This window comes from Aidingimonas lacisalsi, assembly GCF_008079445.1.
In the GTDB taxonomy this organism is placed as follows: Bacteria; Pseudomonadota; Gammaproteobacteria; order Pseudomonadales; family Halomonadaceae; genus Aidingimonas; species Aidingimonas lacisalsi.
Window position 1 is genome coordinate 554618 of sequence record NZ_VRYH01000002.1, and the last position, 26090, is coordinate 580707.

The 26090-nt window shown below is 59.7% G+C and carries 19 protein-coding genes; 14 read left to right on the top strand and 5 right to left on the bottom strand.

Features of this window, described 5'->3' with window-relative positions; genetic code table 11:
* Positions 1-57 precede the first annotated feature (57 nt).
* The 3 genes from lon to FVV99_RS05830 all read left to right on the top strand — a co-directional run bounded on the left by lon (position 58) and on the right by FVV99_RS05830 (position 5811).
* Complete coding sequence (gene lon / locus FVV99_RS05820) at positions 58-2481, top strand: endopeptidase La (protein WP_148253083.1); 2424 nt, start codon at positions 58-60, stop codon at positions 2479-2481.
* A gap of 286 nt (positions 2482-2767) precedes the next feature.
* A complete protein-coding gene (ilvD, locus tag FVV99_RS05825) occupies positions 2768-4612 on the top strand; it encodes a dihydroxy-acid dehydratase (RefSeq protein WP_148253084.1) in 1845 nt (614 codons plus the stop codon).
* Between the two features lie 125 nt (positions 4613-4737).
* Positions 4738-5811, top strand: coding sequence for an oxidoreductase (locus tag FVV99_RS05830; RefSeq protein ID WP_148253085.1), 1074 nt, complete (start codon positions 4738-4740; stop codon positions 5809-5811).
* A gap of 24 nt (positions 5812-5835) precedes the next feature.
* Here the strand turns inward: FVV99_RS05830 and nudE are convergent, their stop codons facing one another.
* Positions 5836-6414: an ADP compounds hydrolase NudE gene (gene nudE / locus FVV99_RS05835; protein WP_148253086.1), complete on the bottom strand. Its 579-nt coding sequence runs from the start codon at positions 6412-6414 to the stop codon at positions 5836-5838.
* Between the two features lie 83 nt (positions 6415-6497).
* Here nudE and yrfG point away from each other — a divergent pair, with 83 nt between their 5' ends.
* From yrfG to rsd, 9 genes are all read left to right on the top strand, one after another.
* On the top strand, positions 6498-7163 hold the full coding sequence (yrfG, locus tag FVV99_RS05840) for a GMP/IMP nucleotidase (RefSeq protein WP_148253087.1): 666 nt from the start codon (positions 6498-6500) through the stop codon (positions 7161-7163).
* Positions 7164-7199: 36 nt separating this feature from the next.
* Positions 7200-7604 (top strand): RNA-binding S4 domain-containing protein, encoded by a 405-nt coding sequence (locus FVV99_RS05845; protein WP_148253088.1) that lies wholly within the window; start codon positions 7200-7202, stop codon positions 7602-7604.
* Between the two features lie 5 nt (positions 7605-7609).
* Positions 7610-8488: an Hsp33 family molecular chaperone HslO gene (hslO, locus tag FVV99_RS05850; protein WP_148253089.1), complete on the top strand. Its 879-nt coding sequence runs from the start codon at positions 7610-7612 to the stop codon at positions 8486-8488.
* 272 nt (positions 8489-8760) lie between these two features.
* The gene (locus tag FVV99_RS05855; RefSeq protein ID WP_148253090.1) at positions 8761-10335 is read left to right on the top strand and encodes a phosphoenolpyruvate carboxykinase; all 1575 of its coding nucleotides are present in this window, start codon (positions 8761-8763) and stop codon (positions 10333-10335) included.
* Between the two features lie 92 nt (positions 10336-10427).
* Positions 10428-10928 (top strand): peptide-methionine (R)-S-oxide reductase MsrB, encoded by a 501-nt coding sequence (gene msrB, locus FVV99_RS05860; RefSeq protein WP_148253091.1) that lies wholly within the window; start codon positions 10428-10430, stop codon positions 10926-10928.
* Positions 10929-11030: 102 nt separating this feature from the next.
* A complete protein-coding gene (locus tag FVV99_RS05865) occupies positions 11031-13382 on the top strand; it encodes a Tex family protein (RefSeq protein WP_148253092.1) in 2352 nt (783 codons plus the stop codon).
* Positions 13383-13549: 167 nt separating this feature from the next.
* Complete coding sequence (gshA, locus tag FVV99_RS05870) at positions 13550-15163, top strand: glutamate--cysteine ligase (protein WP_236645322.1); 1614 nt, start codon at positions 13550-13552, stop codon at positions 15161-15163.
* A gap of 14 nt (positions 15164-15177) precedes the next feature.
* The gene (locus FVV99_RS05875) at positions 15178-15705 is read left to right on the top strand and encodes a disulfide bond formation protein B (RefSeq protein WP_148253093.1); all 528 of its coding nucleotides are present in this window, start codon (positions 15178-15180) and stop codon (positions 15703-15705) included.
* Positions 15706-15802: 97 nt separating this feature from the next.
* The gene (rsd, locus tag FVV99_RS05880) at positions 15803-16312 is read left to right on the top strand and encodes a sigma D regulator (protein WP_148253094.1); all 510 of its coding nucleotides are present in this window, start codon (positions 15803-15805) and stop codon (positions 16310-16312) included.
* Between the two features lie 19 nt (positions 16313-16331).
* Here rsd and FVV99_RS05885 read toward each other — a convergent pair whose 3' ends face one another.
* The 4 genes from FVV99_RS05885 to FVV99_RS05900 form a co-directional block, all read right to left on the bottom strand.
* Complete coding sequence (locus tag FVV99_RS05885; protein ID WP_148253095.1) at positions 16332-19379, bottom strand: efflux RND transporter permease subunit; 3048 nt, start codon at positions 19377-19379, stop codon at positions 16332-16334.
* 1 nt (position 19380) lies between these two features.
* Positions 19381-20511, bottom strand: a complete 1131-nt coding sequence (locus FVV99_RS05890; RefSeq protein ID WP_148253096.1) for an efflux RND transporter periplasmic adaptor subunit — start codon at positions 20509-20511, stop codon at positions 19381-19383.
* Between the two features lie 163 nt (positions 20512-20674).
* Positions 20675-22075 (bottom strand): FAD-dependent oxidoreductase, encoded by a 1401-nt coding sequence (locus FVV99_RS05895; RefSeq protein ID WP_148253097.1) that lies wholly within the window; start codon positions 22073-22075, stop codon positions 20675-20677.
* Between the two features lie 331 nt (positions 22076-22406).
* Positions 22407-23060: a histidinol-phosphatase gene (locus tag FVV99_RS05900; RefSeq protein WP_148253098.1), complete on the bottom strand. Its 654-nt coding sequence runs from the start codon at positions 23058-23060 to the stop codon at positions 22407-22409.
* Positions 23061-23208: 148 nt separating this feature from the next.
* Between FVV99_RS05900 and FVV99_RS05905 the strand changes: the two genes are divergently transcribed.
* A complete protein-coding gene (locus tag FVV99_RS05905; protein WP_148253198.1) occupies positions 23209-23703 on the top strand; it encodes an RNA pyrophosphohydrolase in 495 nt (164 codons plus the stop codon).
* A gap of 35 nt (positions 23704-23738) precedes the next feature.
* Positions 23739-26000, top strand: coding sequence for a phosphoenolpyruvate--protein phosphotransferase (gene ptsP, locus FVV99_RS05910; RefSeq protein WP_148253099.1), 2262 nt, complete (start codon positions 23739-23741; stop codon positions 25998-26000).
* Positions 26001-26090: the final 90 nt, after the last annotated feature.

The window sequence follows — 26090 nt, forward strand, 5'->3', positions numbered from 1 at the left end:
TCGCCCGCATTCCTGTTGGCAAAGGGCCAGACTGCCCCCTCAGCCAAAGGATGCATGATGAGCGAACGTGACGATCTTCAGGATGTGTTGTCTGTCGGTGGGGATGCCGGCTCTCAAGAGGGCGAACAACAGCAGAGCCATTCAGGGGCCGTTGTCCCGACCCACGACTATCTACCGGAACGCCTTTATCTGTTGCCGATTCATAATCGGCCCTTTTTTCCAGCGCAGGTCCAACCTCTGGTCATCCACCGGGAACGTTGGGAAGAAACGATCCAGCGCGTCGGCAATACGCCTCACCATACCGTTGGCTTGGCGTATGTCGGCGATGCCAGTGTCGAAGAACTGGATCGGCAGGATTTTCCGGCGATTGGCACGGCGGTTCGCATGCACAAGGTGCAGGGTGAGGACGAGCAGATTCAGTTCATCGCTCAAGGCATGCGCCGTTTCAAGATCCAGCGCTGGCTTTCGAAGCAACCTCCCTATCTGGTAGAAGTCAGTTATCCCCATGAACCGGTCGATGCCGAGGAAGATGAAGCGCGCGCCTATGCGATGGCGTTGATCAATGGCATCAAGGACTTGTTGCCGATCAATCCTCTCTACGGCGAGGAACTCAAGCATTATCTCAATCGCTTCAGTCCGCACGAACCAGGGCCGTTGGCCGATTTCGCGGCAGCGATCACCTCGGCGAAAGGGCATGAACTGCAGGAAATTCTCGAGACTCTGCCGGTCATGGCGCGGTTGCAGAAGGTGCTGCCGCTGCTACACAAGGAAATCGAGGTCGCCCAGCTGCAGAGCGAGATCAGCGAGCAGGTCAATGCCCAGATGCAGGAGCGTCAACGCGAATTCTTCCTGCGCGAACAACTCAAGGTCATCCAGCGTGAACTGGGCATATCGAAGGACGATCGTGAGAACGATGTCGATACCTTCAGGAAGCGGCTCACCGAACTGCATGTCCCGGAACGGGTCATGGAGCGCATCGACGATGAGCTCGATAAATTATCCGTCCTGGAGACCGGTTCGCCTGAATATGGCACCACTCGCAACTACCTGGATTGGCTGACCTCACTGCCGTGGGGCATCACCAGCGACGACCAGCTCGATCTCAAGCATGCGCGTCAGATTCTTGATCGCGATCATGACGGATTGAAGGACGTCAAGGATCGGATCATCGAATTCCTCGCCGAAGGCACGTTCAAAGGCGATGTCGGCGGTTCCATCCTTCTGCTGGTGGGGCCTCCCGGTGTCGGCAAGACCTCGGTGGGGCGTTCCATCGCGGAAGCGTTGGGGCGTGAGTTCTACCGCTTCTCGGTAGGCGGTATACGCGATGAAGCCGAGATCAAGGGGCATCGCCGTACCTACATCGGCGCCATGCCCGGCAAGCTGGTGCAGGCGCTCAAGGAGGTCGAGGTCGAGAATCCGGTGATCATGCTCGATGAAGTCGACAAGATGGGGCAGTCCTTCCAGGGCGACCCGGCATCGGCGTTGCTCGAAGTGCTCGACCCAGAGCAGAACGTCGATTTCCTCGACCATTATCTGGACGTGCGCCTCGACTTGTCCAAGGTGCTCTTCGTCTGCACCGCCAACACGCTGGACTCGATACCCAGTGCACTACTCGATCGCATGGAGCAGATCCGTCTGTCGGGATACATCGCCGAAGAGAAAATGGCGATTGCCAAGCATTACCTCTGGCCCAAGCTGCTCAAGCGCGACAAGATTCCCAAGAAGCGGATCAACCTGACCGACGCGGCCCTGAAGCAGATCATCGAAGGGTATGCGCGTGAAGCCGGTGTACGTCAACTGGAGAAACAGCTGCACCGTATCGTGCGCAAGGCGGCGGTCAAGATGCTGGAAAACGATCAGCAGAGCGTGAAAGTATCGGTCAAGAATCTCGAAGAGTTTCTCGGCGCACCGTTGTTCCGCAAGGAACATGTCCTGGAAGGCGAAGGGGTGGTGACAGGATTGGCCTGGACCGCGATGGGGGGAGCTACCTTGCCGGTCGAAGCGGGCAAGGTGCATGCCCTGGATCGTGGCTTCCGGCTGACCGGCAAGCTCGGCGATGTCATGAAGGAATCCGCCAACATTGCCTATAGCTATGTGCAAGGTCACCTTGGCGAGTATGGTGCCGATGCCGACTTCTTCAACGATGCCTTCATCCACTTGCACGTCCCGGAAGGCGCTACGCCCAAGGATGGTCCATCGGCCGGTGTCACCATGACGACCGCGCTGTTGTCGCTGGCCAAGCATCAGGCGGTCGACCGTCCACTCGCAATGACGGGGGAATTGACCCTGACCGGCCAGGTGCTGCCGGTGGGGGGTATCCGTGAGAAGATCATTGCCGCGCGTCGCAGCGATATCTTTGAAGTGATACTACCCGATGCCAACCGGCGTGATTTCGAAGAACTGCCGGACTACTTGAAAGCAGGGATGAAAGTGCACTTCGCCAAGCGATATAAGGATGTCGCCAAGGTGGTGTTTGGGTGATCGGCTGCGCTGGAGCGGTCAGCCATGAGCTTGAAGCTGTAAGAGCCGCTCGACAGCAAGGAGCGAGTTGCGCTTTCGTCGTCGGACATGTCGAGCCGTGGTCGGGGTAGGCCGTAGCGCCCAGGGAAGGGGCGTGGCGCTTCCTCGAATGATCAGTCTGTTGCACTCTTGCCCTGTGGCAAGGTTGTGCCAGCCGTGCCAGAATCTAGTCTCGACCTGGAGACCGAGTTCGCCGAGCCGTCTAGAAAGGCGGCCATGGCGGTGTGACTGAGCATTGAGGACGCCCATGCCCGAGTACCGTTCCCGCACTACCACCGCCGGCCGTAACATGGCCGGCGCACGCGCCTTGTGGCGTGCCACCGGCATGAAGGATGACGATTTCCACAAGCCGATCATCGCCGTGGCCAATTCGTTCACGCAATTCGTTCCGGGCCATGTCCATCTCAAGGATATGGGGCAGCTGGTCGCGCGAGAGATCGAGCAGGCTGGCGGGGTGGCCAAGGAATTCAATACCATTGCAGTAGACGACGGGATTGCCATGGGTCACGACGGCATGCTCTATTCGCTGCCGAGTCGCGATATCATCGCTGATAGCGTCGAGTACATGGTCAATGCCCACTGTGCCGATGCGCTGGTCTGTATCTCCAATTGCGACAAGATCACCCCGGGCATGCTGATGGCCGCCATGCGGCTCAACGTACCCACCATCTTCGTATCCGGCGGCCCCATGGAAGCGGGCAAGACCAAGCTGCTCGATCACGGCATCGACTTGATCGATGCCATGATTTCCGCCGCCGACGACAAGTACAGTGACGAAGAGATCGACGAGATCGAGCGCAGTGCTTGTCCTACCTGCGGCAGCTGCTCAGGCATGTTCACCGCCAACTCCATGAACTGTCTCACCGAAGCGTTGGGGCTGGCTCTACCGGGTAATGGCACCATGCTGGCCACTCATGCCGACCGCCGTCGGCTGTTCGAAAGTGCAGGGGCACGCATCGTCGAATTGGCCAGACGCTATTACGAGGGTGACGAAGCACATCTGCTGCCACGGGCGATCGGCTCGAAAGATGCCTTCAAGAATGCCATGACGCTGGATATTGCCATGGGCGGATCGACCAATACGATTCTCCATTTGCTGGCAGCGGCACAGGAAGGTGACATCGATTTTCGCATGAGCGATATCGATGCCATGTCACGCGAAGTGCCGCAGCTATGCAAGCTGGCGCCCAATACCCAGCAGTATCACATCGAGGACTGTCATCGGGCGGGCGGCATCATGGCTATCCTCGGCGAACTCGACCGCGCCGGCGTGCTCAATACCTCCGTACCCACTGTCTATGGCGACACACTGGGACAGGCGCTCGATGAATGGGACATCATGCGTTCGCCGAGTCCCGAAGTCATCGAGTTCTATAAGGCCGGGCCGGGCGGCACTCCTACTCAGGAGGCATTTTCGCAGAGTGCCCGCTGGCCGAGTCTCGATGGTGATCGCGCCACAGGGTGCATTCGTGACCTGACCCATGCCTTCTCTCGCGAGGGGGGATTGGCCGTGCTGCATGGCAATATCGCGCTTGATGGGTGCGTGGTCAAAACTGCCGGTGTCGACGAGTCGATTCTGGTGTTCGAAGGGCCGGCTCATGTGGTCGAATCCCAGGACCAGGCCGTGGAGCACATTCTGGCGGGCCAGGTGAACGAAGGCGATGTCGTCGTCATTCGCTATGAAGGACCGAAGGGCGGACCGGGCATGCAGGAGATGCTGTATCCGACGTCCTATCTGAAATCCAAGGGGTTGGGCAAGGCGTGTGCATTGATGACCGATGGCCGGTTTTCCGGGGGAACGTCGGGACTCTCGATCGGTCATGTGTCACCGGAAGCTGCTGCCGGGGGAGCGATTGGTCTGATCGAGACCGGAGATAGCATACGCATCGATATCCCCAATCGGCGTATCGACGTCCAACTCTCTGACGACGCGCTTGCGCGCCGGCGTGAAATAATGGAAGCGCGTGGTGCCGCTGCCTGGAAACCGGGCATCGAGCGAGTGCGCAAGGTGTCGGGTGCGCTAAGGGCGTATGCGTCGTTGGCCACTTCGGCGGACAAGGGCGCCGTTCGCGACTTGTCGAAACTCGACTAAGGGCATCGTTGCCAGAGCCAATGCAGCGTTGATGTTGGCCATCTGGCACCACCGTCGTGGAAACCACGTCGTCCTGGACGGTTAAAGAGACGACGAGATTACATCCGGGATAGTCAAGGATCATCATGAAGGAAGTATTCACTGTAGGCGTGGTCGGTTACGGCTTCGCCAGCAAGACATTTCACATTCCATTGATTCAAGCGACCGAGGGATTCGAACTGCGAGCCATCGTGTCCAGTGATGCGGCCAGAGTACAGGCGGATCTGCCGGACATGGATGTGGAGGCCAAGGCACAGACGCTTTTCGCGCGCCAGGATATCGATCTGGTGGTCATTCCGACGCCCAATGATACGCATTTCCCGTTGGCCAAGGCGGCCTTGGCGGCCGGCAAGCATGTGGTGCTGGACAAGCCATTCACGGTAACGATGTCCGAGGCCCGGATGCTCAAGCAGCATGCCGATGATGCTGAACGGCTGCTGTCGGTGTTTCATAATCGTCGCTGGGACAGCGACTTCCTGACACTACGCGGCGTGCTCCAGGATGGAACGCTGGGGCGGGTGACCAATATCGAGTCCCGTTTCGACCGTTTCCGTCCCGATGTGCGGGATCGCTGGCGTGAACAACCCAAACCCGGAGGCGGCATCTGGTACGACCTGGGGCCGCATCTGCTGGATCAGGCCCGCGAGTTGTTCGGTATGCCGCGTTCCATTCTGCTCGATCTCGGCGTGCGTCGCGAGGGTGCGAAGGTCGATGATGATTTCCTCGCGCTGCTTGATTACGAAGGCATGCGCGTGTCGTTACAGGCCAGTACGCTGGTGGCTGAGCCTACGCCACGCTTCGCCGTGCACGGCACGCATGGCAGCTATGTCAAGTACGGTCTGGATCCGCAGGAAGATAGGCTCAAGGACGGCGAGGCACCGGCACCCCAATGGGGCGTCGATAATCGCGATGGCACCTTGACCGTGAGCGAGAACGGCGCCGAACTCGAGGTGCGTACTCACCCGACGATTCCCGGCGATTATCTGGCTTATTATCAAGGAATAGTGGCCGCTTTGCGTGGCGAGGCCGACGTCCCGGTGCCCGTGGATGAGGCCCTGGATGTCATGGTACTGATCGAGGCCGGCCTGGATAGCTATCGTCAAGGGCGTTGGGTGCGCTTGAAAGAAGGTAACAGCCATCGACGCTCCGCCAAGGGATAGCGGATTCGTCGACGCGATGCCTGGTCACCAGAGCGAGAGTCGTTGATACTCATCGCGCAGTTTGTCACGCGCGATGTAGAGCGCGGCGATGGCTCTGGCCTCATGGAAGTCGTTGCGTGCCAACAGGGCAGGGAGGTCGTCGATGGCATGCGTCTCGACGATCAATGATTCCGGCTCGTCGCCCGGGAGCCGTTGTTCGTACAGCTCGCTGGCCAGCATCACCTGCATGCGATGCCGCATGTAGTTGGGTGCCAACGAGAGTTCGACCAGCGGTTCGATGTTGTGAGCGCCGAAACCGCACTCCTCCATGAGCTCGCGGTTGGCGGCGCCGACGATATCCTCGCCTGGGTCGACCAGTCCTTTGGGCAGGGTGAGCACATAGTCATCGAAGCCGGCGGCGTATTCCCTGATCAGGAGGACATGCTCCGGATCGGGCATGGCGACAATCATTACCGCACCGTGATCGCTTCCCATCAGCCGCTCGAATGTGCGCTCGGCGCCGTTGGAGAAACGAAGTTCCAGCTCTTCGATGGCGAACAGGCGGCTTCTGGCGACCTCCCGTTGAGCCAGTATGCGCGGTTTGTCGTGGGATGAGTGCCCCATGCAGCCTCCTGCAGCTTATGTCGTCGGATCATTCGATCCCGTACAATAGCATGTCATCGACCTTTACTGTGGAGCTTGGGCCAATGATCGATTGGCGAGCGATCGATACCGTACTGTTGGATATGGACGGTACCCTGCTGGATTTGCATTTCGACAGCCATTTCTGGCTTGAACACTTGCCACGTCGCTATGTCGAACTGCATCGTCTCGACGATTCGACCCAGCATGAAATTCGTGCGCGCATCATACGCGAGCAAGGCACGCTGAACTGGTACAGCTTGGCCTATTGGAGCCGGGAACTGGGTATCGACGTCGTCGCGCTGAAGCGTGAAGTTCAGCACTTGATTGGACTGCGGAGTGATGCACTGGATTTCCTGCAATGGCTCAAGCGTTCCCACCCACGTGTCGTGTTGGCGACCAATGCGGATCGCGAGAGCCTGGCATTGAAATTGCCGCTGACCGGTCTCGAGGATTATTTGGATGCCATCGTCTCCTCGGCGGATGTCGGCACTCCCAAAGAGGCGCCTGAGTTCTGGTTCGCGTTGCAGGAAGTCGAGCGTTTCGATCCGCAGCGTACCCTGTTCATCGATGACAACCCGGCGGTGCTGGAAAGCGCCCGCGAATATGGTATCCGCTATCTGCTCGGTATCAAGCAGCCCGATAGCCAGCGCCCCGAGCGTGAATTGGAGGAGTTCATCGCGCTCGATCATTTCGCCAGCATCCTGCCGGGGGAGCATCCACCGGTGTAACGCCATTTTTCACTCGGGATATTCATCGAGGTAAACATGGAGACAGTCAGGCTCGACAAGTGGCTGTGGGCCGCGCGCTTCTTCAAGACCCGCCAAGTCGCCAAGAAAGCTATCGAAGGCGGCAAGGTTCACTACAATGGGGCGCGTGCCAAGACCAGCAAGAATGTCGAAGTCGGTGCCTTGATCAAGGTGCCCCAGGGGTGGGACACCTGGGAAGTCGAGGTGCTGGCGCTCTCTGGGCAGCGCCGTGGTGCCCCCCAAGCTCGCGAGTTGTATCGCGAAACCCAACGTAGCGCGACAAATCGCCAACGCGAGGCGGAAAACCGCCGGCTCGCCAATCAGGCAATGCAGCATCCATTGAAGCGCCCGGATCGCAAGCAGCGACGTGAAATCAAGCAATTCATGCGCGGTGGCGGCATGGATAGCGGTGGTGAAGAGTGAGAACCATGACGGATCAGATTCAACGTTTTCTTTTCGATAACACGGATGTGCGCGGCGAACTCGTGACTTTGGAGTCTGCCTACAAGGAAGTCCTGACAAGGCAGGCGCACCCGGAGCCCGTTACCCGGCTGTTGGGCGAGTTGCTGGCGGCAGTGGCCTTGCTGACGGAAACCGTCAAGCTTGATGGCACCCTGAGCATCGAAGTCAGAGGTCAGGGAGCGCTATCGTTGCTCATGGCGGAGTCCAATCCCGGTGGTGAACTACGCGCTATCGCGCGGCTTGCCGATGAACAGGCCCTGCCTGCCGACAATACCGACTTTCGCCATCTGGTCGGCGACGGCCAGATCGTCATCACTCTCGACCCCCGTGAAGGCAATCGCTATCAGGGCATCGTGGCGTTGGATGCCGATACCCTGGCCGGTTGCCTCGAAGCGTATTTCGCTCGCTCCGAACAGTTACCGACCCGTTTGTGGCTGGCGGCCGATGGCCAAATGGCGGGTGGCTTGCTGTTGCAACGGCTGCCACATGACGAGCGTTATCAACAGGATGCCGATGCCTGGAATCGATGCGTCAAGTTGGCGGAGACGCTGAGCGATGAGGAGTTGCTGACGCTGGAGCAGCGTGAGTTGCTCTTCCGGCTCTATCACGAGGAAACGACTCGTGTCTTTGACCCCAAACCGCTCCGTTTCGGCTGTACCTGTTCGCGTGAACGCATTGCGTCTGCCTTGCTTGGCCTGGGGGCCGAGGAACTGCGCGATATCCTTGAAGAACAGCGGGCCATAGAGACCCAGTGCCATTTCTGTCACACCGCTTACCACTTCAGCGCGGCCGAGATCGAGTCGCTCATCGAGTCACCGGATTCGCCGTCCCCGACGATTCATTGATGACGCCATTCGTCGCCAAATGATTCCATGTAGTAGTAAAACTACAAGAAAATCGGTGAATTACGGCGTTTCCCCCTGCTATTCTTTTTGTAATAATGTCGGCCCCAGACAGGGGCCGAGTCGTATCCGCCAAGACAACAGAAGTGAGTTCACTCACCCGCGGCTCGGCCTGCAATCCATGGAGTGTGTCGTACCAGCATCGCTGTCGCGTTGCTTGGACGACGATCTACGGGCTAACGAGAGAATCGGCCGCAAGGCCTTAGGACACCGACATGACTACGACTCAACCGGCAGTTGCCGATACCGGCGCCGCCCCATGCTTCACCAATCTCACCCAGGCAGAACTGATCGAACATGCCGTGCTGCGCGGCGAAGGCCGCCTGGCCTCCAACGGGGCGCTCGTGGTGAAAACAGGCAGGCGTACGGGGCGCTCCACCGCAGATCGCTTCATTGTCGATGAACCTACGACCAGTGGCAGCATCGATTGGGGCAGCGTCAATCGCCCCTTCGATGCCGACAGGTTCGATGCCTTGTGGTCACGAGTCGATGCCTATCTGGAGGCACGCGATCGTTTCGTTTCCGAGCTGCATGTCGGAGCGGATCCGACTCACTATCTGCCGATTCGTGTCACGACGGAAATGGCCTGGCACAATCTCTTCGGGCGCACCATGTTCGTGCGTCCCAGTGTCTACAACAGCGCACGCAACGACGAGTGGCGGATACTCAACGCGCCACATTTCGTTTGCGATCCCGAACGGGATGGCACGCACTCGGAAGCGGCTGTGATCATCGACTTTGCCGGCCGCCGAGTCCTGCTTGCCGGATTGCACTATGCCGGCGAGATGAAAAAGGCCATGTTCTCGGTACAGAACTTCCTGCTGCCGGACGTCGATGTGCTTCCCATGCACTGCAGTGCCAATGTCGGTGAAGATGGCGAAACCACGTTGTTCTTTGGGCTCTCCGGGACCGGCAAGACGACGCTGTCCGCCGACCCGGCGCGTTACCTGATCGGTGATGATGAACATGGATGGGGAGAAGGCACCGTCTTCAACATCGAGGGAGGCTGCTATGCCAAATGCATCGATCTGTCGGAAAAGAATGAGCCGGTGATCTGGAACGCCATTCGTTTCGGTGCGGTGCTCGAGAATGTGGTACTCGATGATCGCCGGGAGCCGGACTATGCCGATGGCAGCCTGACTCAGAATTCGCGTGCGGCTTATCCCCTGGAGCATGTCGACAAGCGCGTACTGGAAAACCGTGCCGGTGAGCCCAATGCGATCATTTTCCTGACCTGCGACATGAACGGCGTGCTGCCCCCAGTGTCGGTGCTGTCCAAGGAGGCGGCAGCTTATCATTTTCTCTCCGGCTACACCGCCAAGGTCGGGTCGACGGAAATGGGGGCTTCCAGCGGCCTGGAAGCTACCTTCTCGACCTGCTTCGGCGCTCCCTTCTTTCCGCGGCCCGCCAGCGAATACGCTGACTTGCTGATCAAGCGTGTAACGGCCTATGGATCTCGGGTCTATCTGGTCAACACCGGCTGGACGGGCGGTGCCTATGGCGAAGGTGGGTCACGTTTTTCGATTCCCACTACCCGGGCGATCATCAGTGCCATTCAGTCCGGTGTGCTGCGTGATGTGGAAACTCGGCGTATCGATGGTCTCAATCTCGACGTGCCCGTCGCCGTTCCCGGTGTCGATTCCAGCTTGCTGGACCCCCGCCAGACCTGGGAGGACAGGCTGGCCTACGATCGGCAGATGCAGTCGCTGGTGGCCAAGTTCGTCGACAACTTCAAGAAATTCTCCGGCGTCGATCCGGCCATCGTTGCAGCGGGACCGAGACTCAACTGACAGCGCCGAGAACTGGAGTGCGCCAGTGCGGTCCAAACAAGAACGGCATGACGAACGGGTTCCTATGCCGCTGGCGTATGGAGGTGGTTGGCATGAAACGACGCTATTTTCTGAGTCTGCTTGGGGTCGGTGGGGTGATTGGCGTGCTGCCGAGCATGGTCAGCGCGCGCCCGAAGCCGGATGTGGAGCGGGCCAGTAATATCGAAGTGCTGGAGTTATCGGAAGAGGAATGGCGTGAGCGTCTGGACGAAAAGCAGTATCGCATCCTGCGTGACAATGGGACCGAACCAGCGTCTTCCAGCGAACTCAACCAGGAAACCCGAGAGGGCGAATATCGCTGCGCCGGTTGCGATCTGCCCCTGTTCACCAGCGCCATGAAATACGACTCCGGCACCGGCTGGCCGAGCTTCTTCGATCATATCCATGGCCACCTGTTGACCGAAGCGGACTACAAGATGATCTGGCCGCGTACCGAATATCACTGCGCCCGCTGCGGTGGTCACCAGGGGCATGTGTTCGACGATGGCCCTGAGCCGACAGGGCTGCGTTGGTGCAATAACGGGCTGGCGCTGACGTTCGTGCCGGCAGCATAGCGCTGGGCAACGGCAGTCGCCCTGCCACTCGTAGCTCGTGGCTCGCCGCGCCATTTGTGATACCTTGTCGCGATCTTATGTCGGTCTAACGTCAAGGATTTCATGGACGCACACGCCCAAATTACCGCTCGCCTCGCTGCAGAACTCGAGGTTCGTCCCCAGCAAGTGAACGCCACGGTAGCATTGCTCGATGACGGTGCTACCGTGCCTTTCATCTCCCGCTACCGTAAGGAAGTGACCGGTGGTCTCGATGATACGCAACTACGCCGGCTCGAAGAGCGGTTGCGCTATCTCCGCGAACTCGAAGAGCGCCGTGCGATGGTCATTGCCACCATCGACGAGCAGGGCAAGCTGACCGAATCGCTGGCGGCGCAATTACGTGAGGCCGATACCAAGCAGCGTCTGGAGGATCTGTATCGTCCCTACAAGAAGAAGCGTCGCACCAAAGCCCAGATTGCTCGTGAAGCAGGGCTGGAGCCGTTGGCTGACGCACTGCTGACTGACCCGGGGCTCGATCCTGAGAGCGAAGCCGAGCAGTACTTGCGTGCTGCAGAGGGCGACACTCCGGCCATCGACGATGCCAAGGCAGCGCTCGATGGTGCCAAGCAGATTCTCATGGAACGGTTTGCCGAAGATGCCGAATTGGTCGGCCGCTTGCGCGAACGGCTCTGGCAAGAGGGCGAGCTCAGGTCACGCGTCACCGACGGCAAACAGCAGGAAGGCGCCAAGTTCGCCGACTATTTCGAGCACGACGAACGACTGGCACGCGTTCCCTCTCATCGGGCGCTGGCGATGTTCCGTGGGCGTAACGAAGGCGTACTGGCACTGAGCTTGAGACTGCCGGGCGAGGATGAGGCGCCAATGCATCCGATGGAGTCGGCCATCGCCAAGCATTTCGGGATTCACGATGCAGGCCGCCCCGCTGATCGCTGGCTCGCCGAAGTCGTGCGCTGGTCCTGGCGGGTCAAGCTCTATACTCACCTGGAGACCGAATTGATGGCTCGGCTGCGCGAGCGTGCCGAAACCGAAGCCATCGGCGTCTTCGCCGCCAATCTGAAGGACCTTTTGCTGGCCGCTCCCGCCGGCGCCAAACCGACCCTGGCCATCGATCCCGGTCTGCGCACCGGCTGCAAGGTAGTGGTGATCGATGCGACCGGTCAGTTCCTGGATCATGACACCATATACCCGCATGCGCCCCAGAAACGCTGGGACGATGCGCTGGGCGTGCTGGCCAGACTGGTCGAGACGCACGCGGTCGAATTGATCGCGGTGGGTAACGGCACGGCGAGTCGGGAAACCGACAAGCTGGCCGGCGAGCTGGTCAAAGCACTGTCCGGCAAACGGCGGCTATCCAAGGTCATGGTCAGCGAGGCGGGCGCCTCCGTCTATTCGGCGTCGGAGTATGCCGCGCGTGAATTTCCCGATCTCGATGTGACGTTGCGTGGCGCGGTATCCATCGCTCGCCGTCTGCAGGATCCGCTGGCCGAGCTGGTCAAGATCGAACCCAAGTCGATCGGCGTTGGCCAGTATCAGCATGACGTCTCCCAGTTGCAGCTTTCCAAGAGTCTGGAAACGGTCATCGAGGATTGTGTCAACGCGGTAGGTGTCGATCTCAATACGGCATCGCCGGCATTGCTGTCACGTGTCGCGGGGCTGAATCCGGGCCTGGCGGACAACATCGTGGCGCGTCGTAACAGCGAAGGGCCGTTCAACAATCGGCGGGCGTTGCTTGAGGTCAGCCGGTTGGGGCCGCGGACCTACGAGCAGTGTGCGGGCTTCCTGCGCATCATGAACGGTGGCAATCCGCTCGATGCCAGTGCCGTACACCCTGAAGCCTATCCCGTCGTCGAGCGGATCGCCGCACGCAGTGAACGTGATCTTGCCAGCTTGATCGGGGATAGCGGCACACTCAAGGCGCTGGATCCAGCGGATTTCGCCGATGATCGCTTCGGTGTCCCCACGATCAAGGATATCCTCGCGGAGCTCGACAAACCGGGGCGCGACCCCCGTCCGGCCTTTCAGGCGGCTGAATTCCGCGAAGGCGTGGAGGACATCAAGGACCTCGAACCCTCGATGATCCTGGAAGGGTCGGTCACGAACGTGACGCACTTCGGCGCCTTCGTCGATATCGGTGTCCATCAGGATGGGCTGGTACATATCTCGGCGCTGTCGGACAGCTTCGTCAAGGACCCGCGAACCGTGGTCAAGGCCGGCGATATCGTCAAGGTCAAGGTGATGAACGTGGACCGGGAGCGGTCTCGCATCGGCCTTTCCATGCGCCTGACCGACGACCCCGATGCAGAACGTTCCGGCGCTAGCCAACGGGCGGAACGACACGACACGGGAGCTCGCAAGGCGCGTTCCAAATCCGGCAAGGGGGAGCAGCGTCAGCAGGATGACAAGCCTATGGGGGCACTCGGTGAAGCCTTGAAGCAGGCTCGTAAGGGGAAATGACGGTGACGAGCAACGGCAGCAATCTGGCAGTGACCTGCTCGGAGCTCGCCGCTTATACCTTGAAACCCCGGTCATAAGCACCATAATCTGACCACATTCGCGCCAGCGCCTTGCGCTCGCTAATCAAGATCGAGACGCCGCACCAGTGGCTGTCTCCACGACATGGGGTGTTGACCTTGTCCGAGCAACTCGAAAGCGTCATCGATCGGCTCAAGGGGCCGGCCCGAAAGGGATTGATAGGCCGCTTGCGGCGCGGCATCGAGAAAGAGGGACTGCGTGTCGATCCACGCGGGCATATCGCTCAGACGCCGCATCCGCGTAGCCTGGGGTCCAAACTGACGCATCCGCATATCACGACCGACTATTCGGAAGCACTGTTGGAATACATCACGCCAGTGTACTGCCGTCCTCAGGATGCCATGGCGTTTCTCGGTGATCTGCATCGCTTCAGCAATCAGCGTCTCGGCGACGAGTTGCTCTGGCCCGCCAGTATGCCGTCTCGTCTGAACGGCAACGACAGCATACCGATCGCCGATTATGGCCACTCGAATGTGGGCACCATGAAGCATGTCTATCGTAAGGGACTGGATGTGCGCTATGGGCGCATCATGCAGGCGATTGCCGGTGTCCACTACAATGTTTCCCTTCCGGACGACCTGTGGCGGTTGCTGCATGAATTGGACGGGCAGGGCAATATCTCGTTGAATGACTATCGCTCGTCGCGCTATTTCGGTCTGATTCGCCATTTCCGTCGCAATAGCTGGTTGTTGATGTACCTTTTCGGAGCCTCGCCGGCACTCGATGACAGCTTTCTGGAGGGCAAATCCACTCCCGACAAGCTGGAGACGCATGGTCGGCGTACCCTGTTATCACCACATGCCACGACATTACGCATGTCCGATCTCGGCTATCAGAACAAGGTACAGGCCCAACTCAAGATCTGTTTCAACTCCTTGTCGAACTATGTCGGCACCCTGCGTCATGCCATTTCGACACCCTGGCCCGCCTATCAGACCATGGGAGTCAACGAGGACAATGAATGGCGTCAGCTCAATGCCAATATCCTGCAGATCGAGAACGAGTACTATAGTGACATTCGTCCCAAGCGGGTCGCGCGTCATGACGAGACGCCCAGCCAGGCACTGGAGGCGCGTGGCGTCGAGTATATCGAAGTGCGCTGTCTGGACCTGAATCCATTCTTGCCGCTGGGCATCGACGAAACCCAGATGCGCTTCCTCGATACCTTCCTGATGTGGTGCCTGCTGGCCGACAGTCCATGGATTCCCGATGACGAGTGCGACCGTCTCGATGACAATCGTGCCCTGGTGGTCGAACATGGACGCGATCCGGCACTCAAGCTGATGTTTGACGACGGTCAGCGCCCCCTGGCCGAACGTGGTCGGGAAATCTTTGCCGAACTGCGTCGTGTGGCCGAGCTGCTGGATATCATCGAGGGCGACGACCTGCATCAGCAGGCGTTGACGGAACTCGAGCCACGTCTGGACAACCCCGGTATGACGCCGGCGGGGCAGGTCGAGGCCCTGCTGCGGGAGTCGGGTCAGGAGTTCGTTGAATCCACGCTCGAATTGGCTCGCCGGCAAGCCGCCGAGCTGGGGGAAACCCCGATCAGTCGGGCACGTGAGACGCTTTTCGATGAATTATCGTCAACCTCGCATCAGCAGCAGCGTGAAATCGAGGAAGCCGATAGGGAATCGTTCGACGCCTTTCTGGAAACCTATTTCGCGCGCGCCCGCGAACAGCGCGCCGCCAAGGCAATGTGAGTGGAGAATCGCCAATGATGGCCGTATTCAAGCAAGGGACGTTGCGTCACTGGAGTCTGGCGGGCCTGGCCTTCTGCATTGCGATGATGGGAGTCGCCCTCGGGCTGGAGCATGTCGTTGGCCTCGATCCCTGCCCGTTGTGCATCTTTCAGCGGGTTGCGGTGATGTCGGCGGCGGCCGTGTTCGTGCTGGCGGCGCTACACAATCCGCGTGGCCGAGGCGGCCTGGTCTATGCCGGTGTGTCTGCCCTGGCCGTCCTGGTCGGAATCGGTCTTGCCGGTCGTCATATCTGGTTACAATCGCTGCCTGCCGATCAGGTGCCGACTTGCGGCCCTGGTCTTGACTACATGATGGATGTCATGCCTTTGCGTGAGGTGCTCTCTCAGGTGTTGACCAGTTCCGGTGAATGCGCCGAGATCGATTTTCTGTTTCTCGGCGTCTCCCTGCCGGGGTGGACCTTGCTGGGATTCCTCATACTTTTGCTCGTACCGTTAGGCATGGCAACACGTGCGTTGGTAGCACCAGCGAAGAATCAACCATGAGTGGGATTGACAGCGACTCCTGGTAGCGTGAGTCTGACAGTCCGCAATGGAAACCGGGCATCGTGTTCGGGGTATGCGGTTGAGCGAGGAGGTGCCCATGCTGGAAGATTGCAAGTCAGCGTTGGAACGCTGGGGTGGCGTGCACGAGCTGATCGACCGTTGGCTCGGCCAACGTCGTGAGATGCTGGTGAATTTCGTCGAGTTGCAGGAAGCATGCGAGTCCGAACTGGAGGCGGTCGAGAAAGCGCGTATCGACGCATTCAGTGAGCTATTGATGGATTACATCAGCGCCGGTCATTTCGAGATCTACCCTCAACTTCGCGAAGAAGCCAAGGCGTTCGATGATGCCGAAGCTCTGGTCCTGGCCGACAGGCTGTTGGAGCGGTTGGATATGTCCACCGAACTCGTTCTGTCGTTCGATGCCGATTACGCGACATCCAGTCGCTGCCAGCATTACATCGCACGGCTCCCGGCCTGGCTGGATCGTTTGTCGAAAGGGCTGAACGAACGTTTTGCGCTGGAAGATCAACTGATCGGTAGGCTCCATGCCGCACATTCACCACCGCCGGGAGCCGCGCAGACCCCCCGGGCATCGCCGGCATCTTGAGGCGGGCTAACCCGTTACCCTAGCGAGCGCGCCCTCTGCCAAGTACCAGCATGCAGGGCGTCAAGAGCAGTGTCAGCAGGGTGGCGAACGTGAGCCCGCCGGCGATAGCGCTCGACAATTGCGTCCACCACTGAGTCGAGGGCGCGCCGATACCGAGACTTGGTGCCAGCAGGTTGACGTTGACGCCCAACACCATCGGCATCAATCCAAGCACCGTGGTGATGGCGGTAAGCAGAACGGGGCGCAAACGCAGCCCACCCGCTTCCAGAGCCGCATCCCGTGGTGCCATGCCGTCGCCGCGTAGCTGATTGTAGGTATCGATCAGAACGATATTGTTGTTGACCACGATGCCCGCCAGGGCAATGATGCCCATGCCCACCATGACGATACCGAATGGCTGAGCATTGATCAGCAGACCCAACAGGATGCCGGCGGTCGAGAAGACGATGGCCGATAACACCAGCATGGCCTGGTACAGGCTGTTGAATTGAGTCACCAGAATCATTGCCATCAGGAAAATGGCCACCATGAAGGCGGTGACCAGGAAGTCGGCGGTTTCCTGTTGGTCCTCCTGTTCACCGGCCACCTCCAGCTGCACCCCCTCGGGGAGGTCGTCGAGCGATGTCAGCAGCGTCTGAATACGCTCATTGGCTTGATAGCCGCTAGCGACGTCCGACTCGACGGTAATGGCGCGCCGGCCATCGATACGATGCAGGGTACCGACCTTGTGCGCCGATTCCAGTTCCACGAAGTGGCTGATCGGAACCTGGCCGCGCTCACTGGCCAGCGTCAGCCGGCCGAGTTGGTCGAGATTGCGCCAAGCCTCCGGTAAGCGGACTCGTATATCGACCTCGTCATTGGCCCGTTCCGGCCGGTATTCGGCGACAAGCAAACCATTCGTCGTCAGTTGTACGGCGTTGCCGACGCTGGCAACGTCGGCACCGAAGCGGGCGGCGGCCTCGCGATCGACATGAACTCGCCACTCGACGCCGGGCAGGCTCCGGTTGTCTTCGATATCCCGGAAACCGCCCAGTTCGGTCATCTGGCGGCGTATCTGCTCGACAGCCTGGTGGGTCGCTGATGGGTCCGTGGAACTGAGTTCCAGTTGGACGGGTTTGCCGGTTACGGGGCCTTGTTCCTGTTCGCGAAATTCCAGGTCGATCCCTGGCAGGTCGCTGGTGCGCTCTCGCATCTCGTTCAGAATCGTCGAGGCGGGGCGTCGGGTCTGCCAATCATCCAAGCGGAAACTCAGTTGCCCGATGACGTCCGCCCCGAGCTGCTCACTGCTGATCGCGAACGAACGGGCGTAGAGGTTGTTCACCTCACTCATGCCGATCAGACGCTTTTCGACGCGCCGAACAATGGCATCACGCTCTGCGGCGGAGAAGTCGCCACGCGAGCGAACCAGTACCTGAGCGTTGTCCGGTTCGACGCTCGGGAAGAATTCCACACCGTGATTGAAGCGGGCATAGCTACCATAGATCAGTCCCATGACGACCAGTGCACCGAGCAACGTCAGGCCGGGACGAGTCAGCAGCGTGGCCAGTAGACGACGATAGAGACGCCCGCCGGCCGAGGTGAGTACTGCATGACGCGGCGCACTACGGCTGAAGACACCGCCCAGCGTGGGAAGAAAGATCAAGGCCATGGCCAACGATGCCAACAGGCACAGAATGACGGTGGCCGGGAGGTATTTCATGAACTCGCCGACCACACCTGGCCAGAACAGCAGCGGGACGAACACCGATACGGTGGTCGCCGTCGAAGCGATGATCGGCCAGGACATGCGTGATGCTGCATCGATCCAGGCCTGGCGAGCTGAACGGCCCTCACGCAAATGGCGGTCGGCCAGTTCGCTGACCACAATGGCGCCATCCACCAGCATGCCGGCCACCAGAATCAGTGCAAACAACACGACGATATTGAGGGTGTAGCCAAACGACCAGATCAGCAGAATACCGGTCAGGAACGCACCGGGAATCGTCAGGCCCACCATTAACGCCGATCTCGGTCCCATGCTGGCCAGAATCACGATCAGGACCAGCACCACTGCCGTCAGCACATTGTTCAACAACTCCGACAGCATGTCCTCGACGGTTTCGGACTGATCCATGATGGTGGTGGTATCGAGTTCCTCCGGCAACATGGCGCCGGCCTCTTCGAACAGGGCCTCGATGGAATCGATGGTCTCGATGATATTGGCGCCGGCCCGCTTGGAAATCTCCAGAACGACCGCTGGAGCTTCATTGATCCGGGCGAAGCCGGTGGGATCCTTGAAGGTAGGGCGGATGTACGCCACATCGCCGAACGTCACGACCTGGTCGCCATCGACCTTGACCGGCATGCTCATGACGTCATTGAGGTCTTCGATGACCCCCGGCACCTTGAGTGCCTGGCGGCCGGCGCCGGTATCCAGACTTCCGGCAGCGACCAACCGATTGTTGCGGGAGACCCGATTGAATAGCGTTTCGAAGTCCACGCTGTAGCTGTCGAGCACCACCGGGTCGACGATGATTTCGAGCAACTCCTCGCGCTCGCCGCCGATCTCCGCTTCCAGCACTTCGGGGATCCCTTCGATTTCCTGCTGGAGCCGTCGAGCAATGGTTTGCAGTTGGCTCTGTTCCAGTTCTCCCGACAAGCCGATGGACAACACGGGAAACTCCGACACATTGACCTCGATGACGCGTGGATCCTCGGCTTCATCCGGCAGGTCGGTCCGCGCGATATCGACACGTTCGCGAACGTCGGCGAGCGCCTGACGGGGATCGAACCCGGCATCGAATTCCAGCGTCACCGAGGCGTGCCCCTCACTGGATTGCGAGGTCATGCGATCGACCCCGACGATCGTGCGCAGTTCCTGTTCCATCGGGCGCACTAGCAAGCGTTCCGCATCCTCCGGGCTGACTCCCTCGAGGCTCATCGAGACATAGATCATCGGGATCGGCACGTCGGGATTGGCTTCCTTGGGAATCGCCTGGTATGCCATGGCGCCGGCCAGCAGCAGGAATATCAGCAGCAGCAGGGTGGTCCGGGAACGATCCAGTGCTGCTTCGATCAGCGCCCGCATATCACGAGTCCCGAATGTTGGCTGAGAAACTGTCGAGATCGTCGGCGGATGACGGCGAGTCGTCCAGCGTCACGGCGTCGACGCGCTCTCCGGGGTCGACGAGCCCGCCGCCCAGGGTAATCAGCCGTACCTGCTCGGGCAGCCCGGTGACCCAGGCGCGGTCACTGTTGGTCGCCAGGCGCGTGACGGGCTGGAAGACGACGCGATCGTCATCATCGACGGCTTTGACACCCAGCCGGCCCTCGTCGTTGAGGGCCAGCAGTGCCGGCGAGATTGCATGGGCCTGACGCTCGGGAAGGGCAATGGATAAGGTGGCGCTCGCGCCGGCAATGCGCAGGTCGTCAGGGTTATCGAGTCGGGCCTCGATCGCGAAACTGCGCGTGCTCTCATCGGCACGGCTCGACACATGACTGAGCTCGCCCTCCAATCGGTTGCCGTTGAGTAGCGTCACGGTGACCGGCAGCCCTGGTTCCAACGACAGTACATCCCGCTGGGCGACATGCGCCTGTGCCTCGAGCTGACGGTTATCGATCATCAACGCGTAGGTTTCACCCACCTGCAACAGGTCGCCTACTTCGACATCCAGGCGGTCGACGGTGCCCGCGAACGGCGCCTTGGGTCGTGTATGGGACAGCGCTTGCTCGAGGCTGGCGACTTCCGCTACGGCCTGTGCCAGCGCAGCTGCCAGGTTGAGTTGCTCATTGCGTGATATCAGCTCGCGTTCGCGCAGGCGTTCGGCGCCGTCCAGCTCCGCCTGGGCACTCTCCAGCTCTGCCTGAGCGCGTTCGAGTTGCGCGGGAAGGTCCTCCTGGTCGAGCCGCAAGAGTTCGCTGCCGGCCTCGACGACGTCGCCTTCGGCAACGGACAGCGATTCCACGGTACCGGCTTCCCGGGCACGTAGTTCGACTTCCCGGCTAGCGACCAGTTGTCCTTGGGTAACCAAGCGGGGGGCATAGGCGTCTGCCTGACTGGTGACGACTTCCACACGGGTCAATGAATCGCTGGGGGCGCGCGTTGCGTCGGGGGCCTCGCTACGAAACCGCTGGAGATCGCCAAACGCCAACCACAAGGCCAGCAGCAGCGCTAGCACCAAGGCCAGCAACACAGGCGTCGAAGGGCGTTTGATGGACATGAGAAGCCTTCCTTGGGCTAGTCGCTAATCAAGCATTACCAGGTCAGTCGACAGCATAACGCACGTCATGCATCTTGCCACGCTGGCCGCGAAACGAAAAACGCCGCCCGGCGAAAACCGAAGCGGCGATGCGAGCATGACGGAAAATGGTAAGCGGCTCGGCTTACATGAGTGAACTGGCTTCTGGCCGTTCCAGCTCGGTCAGGGGAATCTCGCCCGTCAGCAGATCCTCTGCAAAGGTTTCCTCGTCAATCGTGAAGCCAAGGAATTCCTGCGCCAGATACATGTCCTTCTCGGCATTGCCCAGGCAACTGGTGCCACCGGGCGATGGCGTCATGTTGAATACGATGCCTGTGCCGGGATTGATCTTGGCCTCGCCCATGACCAGCTTCTGCTTTTCCTTATCGATCAACTGCGGACGCACGCCGCCGAACCCTTTGGCGAAGCTGACATCCTTGACCGTCAGGCTCGGAACGATCTTCTTGATGTCCTTGAGGAAGAGTCGCTCGCGCAACCAGGGCACCTCGAACATGAAGTTCTTGATGATGTAACGGCGAATGTCACGGACCTTCATCAGATCCCACAGTGCCTTGATGACACGCTTATCCAGGCGCAGTACACGCAGGAACTCACCGAAGGTGCGCATGTTGTAGCGCTCCAGCAACGGCAACATCAGGGCGGTCGGGCCGAAACGGGTCTTGTCCTCGACCAGTACATCGGGGTCACCGTGTACGGCAGCGAATGGCAGGTTCTCGTTCTGCACGGTATAGACCTTGCCATTGAGCACCTTGGGGGTGAAATAGAAGGAGCCGGCCATCGGCAGGCAGGACTTGTCCAGTCCATAGCCCATCTGGTGGGCGAATAGCAGCGAGTGACCACCGGCACTGACCACGACGTAACGTGCGCTGAGAGTGCCCTTGTTGGGGGTCTTGATCTTGAACAGATCGCCCTCTTTCTCGATCTTTTCCACCGCCGTCGAGAGGTGCAGATCGCACGTGGCATCTTTCTCTTCAGCGTTCTTCTGGGCCTGGTCGACGAACGCTTCCGATAGCGTGGTGTAGTTGACCGCGGAGTATTCGTCGGTGGAGCCGAGGGCGACGATGGGCTCTTCCGGACGACGTCCCTCGACCAACTTGGGTTCGAGTTCGGCGATGTCGTCGCGTTCGAGGAGCCGCATCTTCGGGTACAGTTCCTGGAATCTCGTGAAGCGGTTACGCAGGAAATCGCATTCATGTTCTCCCACGCCAAGTACCATCTTGGGATACTTGTAGATGATCCGGTCACGAATCTCCGGCGCCAGCTTGGAGGCAAAATTGACCACCATGCCGGCCGTACGCTTGGTGACCTTGGCCTTCTCCAGCGTGTAGTTGGTCTCTATATCACCACAATGGATGGTCTGGCTGTTGTTGCGCCCATGCGAATTCACGATGGCCACATGATCGTATTTCTCGATCAAGCCGATGGCCTTGAGGTCGGTATAGCGGGCCAGTTCGTAGAGAAGCGCAGTGCCGGAAACGCCGCCTCCCACGATCAGGACGTCATAGGTCGGTGATGATGTGGACATGGAGATGCTCTCACTATGCTGTACGAACCTGTCTCCGAGGCGTGCCCGGAGGCCCGGACCTGTCGGCAATGATCGATCGCCGTTGGGGTCCTCGTCATTTGTCGAATAGCTGCATTATAGACGCTTTAGCGATAAATAAAATCCATGCAAAAGCTATACTTTATGTCTAAGCACTTGACCATAAGGAAAACCTTGGGCCAATGATTGGCGGAAAATACCTTTATGATCAATGAATTAATGAGCCATGTTGGCCGGTCTGCCGTGGTGCGTTGCAATATGAAAAAAAGCGATTTTACCGATAGCCCACGCATTGCCTGCATCGGTCCAGGCGCTATCGCAAGCTCATGATGCGCCAGTCTCTGGCTTGTGCCGTCTCCCGCAGTCTCTCGTCAGGGTCGACGGCAACGGGGTGAGCGACTTGTTCCAGCAGCGGCAAGTCGTTATGGGAGTCGCTGTAGAACCAGGCCTCATCCAGCGTCTGTTCCCGATGCTTCAACCACTCGTTGACACGCTCCACCTTGCCCTCGCGATAGCTCGGTGTACCGGACACATGGCCGGTATAACGTCCGTCGACGATCTCCGGCTCGACGGCAATCAGGTCATCGACACCCAGCCGACGTGCGATGGGGCCGGTGATGAAACGGTTGGTGGCAGTCACGATCAATAGCGTATCCCCCTGGATACGGTGACGGGCCAGCAACTCCTCTCCCTTGGCCAGAATATGAGGCTCGATCTTGTCGGCCATGAATTGCTGGTGCCAGGCCGCCAACTGTTCCGGCGAGTTTTCCGCCAGCGGCTTCAAGGCCACTTCCAGAAACGCATGGATATCCAAGGTGCCGTTTTCATAGTCACGCAGGAAACGCTCATTGGCCTCACGATAAGCCACGGGATCCACGGCTCCCTGCTCGAGCAGGAACTCTCCCCAGGCATGATCGCTATCGATATCGATCAACGTATTATCCAGATCAAAAATGGCCAGACTCACGCTACCTCCCTGCATCGCATGGTTATGTTGCAACGCCGCGGAGTATGGCAGAAACGGTGGACAGCGGCGAGTCGCTCGAAGCTCGTATTGATGCCCTTTCGAGCTTTGTGGAAGAATGGCTGCAATACTGGATTCAAAGGTGATGTCCGTGATCGACGCTGACGGCTTTCGCCCCAACGTTGGCATCATTATTGCCAACTGCGAGGGCCAGCTGCTATGGGCGCGTCGGGTAGGACAGAATGCGTGGCAATTTCCTCAGGGAGGCATCAAGTCTGACGAGACACCGCAACAGGCGCTGTTCCGCGAGCTTGAAGAAGAGATCGGTCTGACCGAGGCCGATGTCGAGGTGCTCGCCTGTACCCGGGGATGGCTGCGCTACCGTCTACCGAGACGCATGATAAGAACGCATTCGCGGCCGGTTTGTATCGGCCAGAAGCAGAAATGGTTTCTGCTCAGTATCCGGTGTCAGGAGAGCCGGATTTGCGTGGATACGACACCCAAGCCGGAGTTCGATGGCTGGCGATGGGTGAGTTACTGGTATCCCCTTGGCCAGGTGGTGCCCTTCAAACGCGAGGTATATCGTCGCGCGTTGCGTGAATTGGCGCCTCGGGCACAACGCTTGGCGCTTGAGCGAAATGGTTAGACACCGACAATAATGTAACGACAAGAAGACAATCTATGCTTGAGGTTCTTCGCCGCATCGTCCAGGAGGTCAATAGCGCGCGCACGCTGAATGCGGCGTTGGCGACCATGGTTCGCCGCATTCGCAAGGCGATGCGTACCGATGTCTGCTCCTTCTATCTGTATGACACCGAACAGGATTGCCTGGTGTTGATGGAGACGATCGGGTTGCGGACCCAGGCCGTAGGGCATGTGACCATGGCGCTCGGCGAGGGGCTGGTCGGTTTGGTCGCCGAACGCGGAGAACCGCTCAACCTCGAGGATGCGCCGGCTCACTCGCATTTCCGCTACTTCGAGGAAACCGGCGAAGAGCGATTCTCGAGCTTTCTCGGGGTGCCCATCATTCATCAGCGACGCATGCTTGGCGTGCTGGTCGTGCAGCAACAGGACAAGCGACGTTTCGACGAAGGCGACGAAGCCTTTCTGGTGACCATGGCGGCACAGTTGGCCGGGGTGCTGGCCCATGCCCTGGCCACAGGCACCTTGAGCCGGCCGATGCAGACCGACGGTCAGGCGGTCTTCACAGGGGTGGCAGCCTCGCCGGGGATGGCGATCGGGGAGGCCTTGGTGATCGCGCCGCCTGCTGATCTCGACAATGTCCCCGATTTGATTCCCACCGATATCGATTACGAGATACAGCGCCTCAAGGAAGCCATCTATCGTGTGCGTGACGAGATTCGCGCCACCGGTGAGCGTTTGGCGAGCCGTATCAGTGCCCAGGAACTGGCGCTGTTCGAAGTTTATCAACAGATGCTCAGCGAGGCGGCACTGGGCCAGGAGGTCGAGAAACGTATCCGCGAAGGGCAGTGGGCTCCAGGGGCGCTTGCCGATGTCGTGCGCCGCCACGTTCAGTATCTGGAACGGGTCGATGACAGCTACTTGCGTGAACGCGCGGCCGACGTTCGCGATTTGGGGCGCCGCGTACTCGCCCACCTTCAGGAGGAAGCGCCTCAGACACCGGATACCTTCCCTGACCGGGCGATTCTGGTCGGCGATGAGTTGAGTGTCGCCACGTTGGGCGAAGTGCCGCGTGGCAAGCTGGCCGGCCTGGTCGCGATACGTGGCTCCAGCACCTCGCATGTGGCAATCCTGGCGCGTGCCATGGGCATCCCCACCGTGCTCGGCATGGTCGATCTGCCGCTGCCGCGTCTCAATGGGGCTCCGGTGATTCTGGATGGCCACCGTGGCCGCTTGTTCGTACGGCCCAGCAATGAGCTGGAAAATCATTATCAGATGCTGATCGACGAGGAGCAGGCCCTGGCGGAAGTGCTCGAGCACGAGCAGGATCTGCCCTGCCGCACCCCGGATGGTCATGACATGCCGCTCATGGTCAATACCGGTCTGGCGGTGGATGCTGTCGCGTCGTTGAAGACACGTATCAGCGGTGTCGGTCTCTACCGTACCGAAGTGCCGTTCATGATCACCGATCGCTTTCCCGGCGAACAGGAGCAGACACGGCTATATCGCGAACAGCTCGAAAGCTTCGCGCCACTACCGGTGATCATGCGCACCCTGGACATCGGTGGCGACAAGGATTTGCCCTATTTCCCCATCGAGGAGGCCAACCCCTTCCTCGGCTGGCGCGGCATCCGCGTCACGCGGGACCATCCGGAAGTGCTGATGGTCCAGTTGCGCGCCATGCTGCGCGCCTCACAAGGGCTGGATAACCTCCAGGTCATGCTGCCCATGGTCACCAACGTGGATGAGGTCGATGACGCACTCAAGCTGATGGACAGGGCGCGTGTCGAACTCGCCGAAGACGGCGTCAACGTCGATCGGCCCAAGGTCGGGATCATGCTCGAAGTGCCGGCGACGCTATACCAGCTGGAAGCGCTGGCGCAACGATCCGACTTCTTTTCAGTGGGCAGCAATGACTTGACCCAGTATCTGCTGGCGGTGGACCGCAACAATCCGCGTGTCGCCGAACTCTACGATGCCTGCCACCCGGCGGTGCTTGCCGCTTTGGCGCGTCTGGCCGATGAAGCCTCGGCATTGAACGTCCCCACATCGGTGTGTGGCGAACTGGCAGGCGATCCTGCCGGCGCCTTGCTGTTGATGGGAATGGGGTTCGAAACGCTATCGATGAACGCCCCCAGCCTGCCACGCGTACGCGCCGCCATTCGACGCGTTCCCATGAGTGCTGCCAAGTCGCTGGTGGAGGAAACCTTGTGTTTGCCCACCCCGAAAGCCGTCAGGGAACATCTGGAAACCCGCCTCGGAGAATGGCAGTTGACCCACCTGCTACCGCCGAAGGATTGATTATGCAGGATTGTCGGAGTTGTAGGCACGTTCTCAATCGTTACCTGCCGGATGTGCCACCGCCGGGTGCCTGACGGCGCCAATCGCGAC

Excerpts from the sequence above, each read along its gene's own strand:
- FVV99_RS05875 (WP_148253093.1), top strand. The coding sequence starts at position 15,178 with ATGATGGCCGTATTCAAGCAAGGGACGTTGCGTCACTGGAGTCTGGCG.
- FVV99_RS05845 (WP_148253088.1), top strand. The coding sequence starts at position 7,200 with ATGGAGACAGTCAGGCTCGACAAGTGGCTGTGGGCCGCGCGCTTCTTC.
- hslO (WP_148253089.1), top strand. The coding sequence starts at position 7,610 with ATGACGGATCAGATTCAACGTTTTCTTTTCGATAACACGGATGTGCGC.
- rsd (WP_148253094.1), top strand. The coding sequence starts at position 15,803 with ATGCTGGAAGATTGCAAGTCAGCGTTGGAACGCTGGGGTGGCGTGCAC.
- FVV99_RS05885 (WP_148253095.1), bottom strand. The coding sequence starts at position 19,379 with ATGCGGGCGCTGATCGAAGCAGCACTGGATCGTTCCCGGACCACCCTG.
- ilvD (WP_148253084.1), top strand. The coding sequence starts at position 2,768 with ATGCCCGAGTACCGTTCCCGCACTACCACCGCCGGCCGTAACATGGCC.
- FVV99_RS05895 (WP_148253097.1), bottom strand. The coding sequence starts at position 22,075 with ATGTCCACATCATCACCGACCTATGACGTCCTGATCGTGGGAGGCGGC.
- FVV99_RS05855 (WP_148253090.1), top strand. The coding sequence starts at position 8,761 with ATGACTACGACTCAACCGGCAGTTGCCGATACCGGCGCCGCCCCATGC.
- nudE (WP_148253086.1), bottom strand. The coding sequence starts at position 6,414 with ATGGGGCACTCATCCCACGACAAACCGCGCATACTGGCTCAACGGGAG.
- FVV99_RS05830 (WP_148253085.1), top strand. The coding sequence starts at position 4,738 with ATGAAGGAAGTATTCACTGTAGGCGTGGTCGGTTACGGCTTCGCCAGC.
- ptsP (WP_148253099.1), top strand. The coding sequence starts at position 23,739 with ATGCTTGAGGTTCTTCGCCGCATCGTCCAGGAGGTCAATAGCGCGCGC.
- FVV99_RS05890 (WP_148253096.1), bottom strand. The coding sequence starts at position 20,511 with ATGTCCATCAAACGCCCTTCGACGCCTGTGTTGCTGGCCTTGGTGCTA.
- FVV99_RS05865 (WP_148253092.1), top strand. The coding sequence starts at position 11,031 with ATGGACGCACACGCCCAAATTACCGCTCGCCTCGCTGCAGAACTCGAG.
- msrB (WP_148253091.1), top strand. The coding sequence starts at position 10,428 with ATGAAACGACGCTATTTTCTGAGTCTGCTTGGGGTCGGTGGGGTGATT.
- yrfG (WP_148253087.1), top strand. The coding sequence starts at position 6,498 with ATGATCGATTGGCGAGCGATCGATACCGTACTGTTGGATATGGACGGT.
- lon (WP_148253083.1), top strand. The coding sequence starts at position 58 with ATGAGCGAACGTGACGATCTTCAGGATGTGTTGTCTGTCGGTGGGGAT.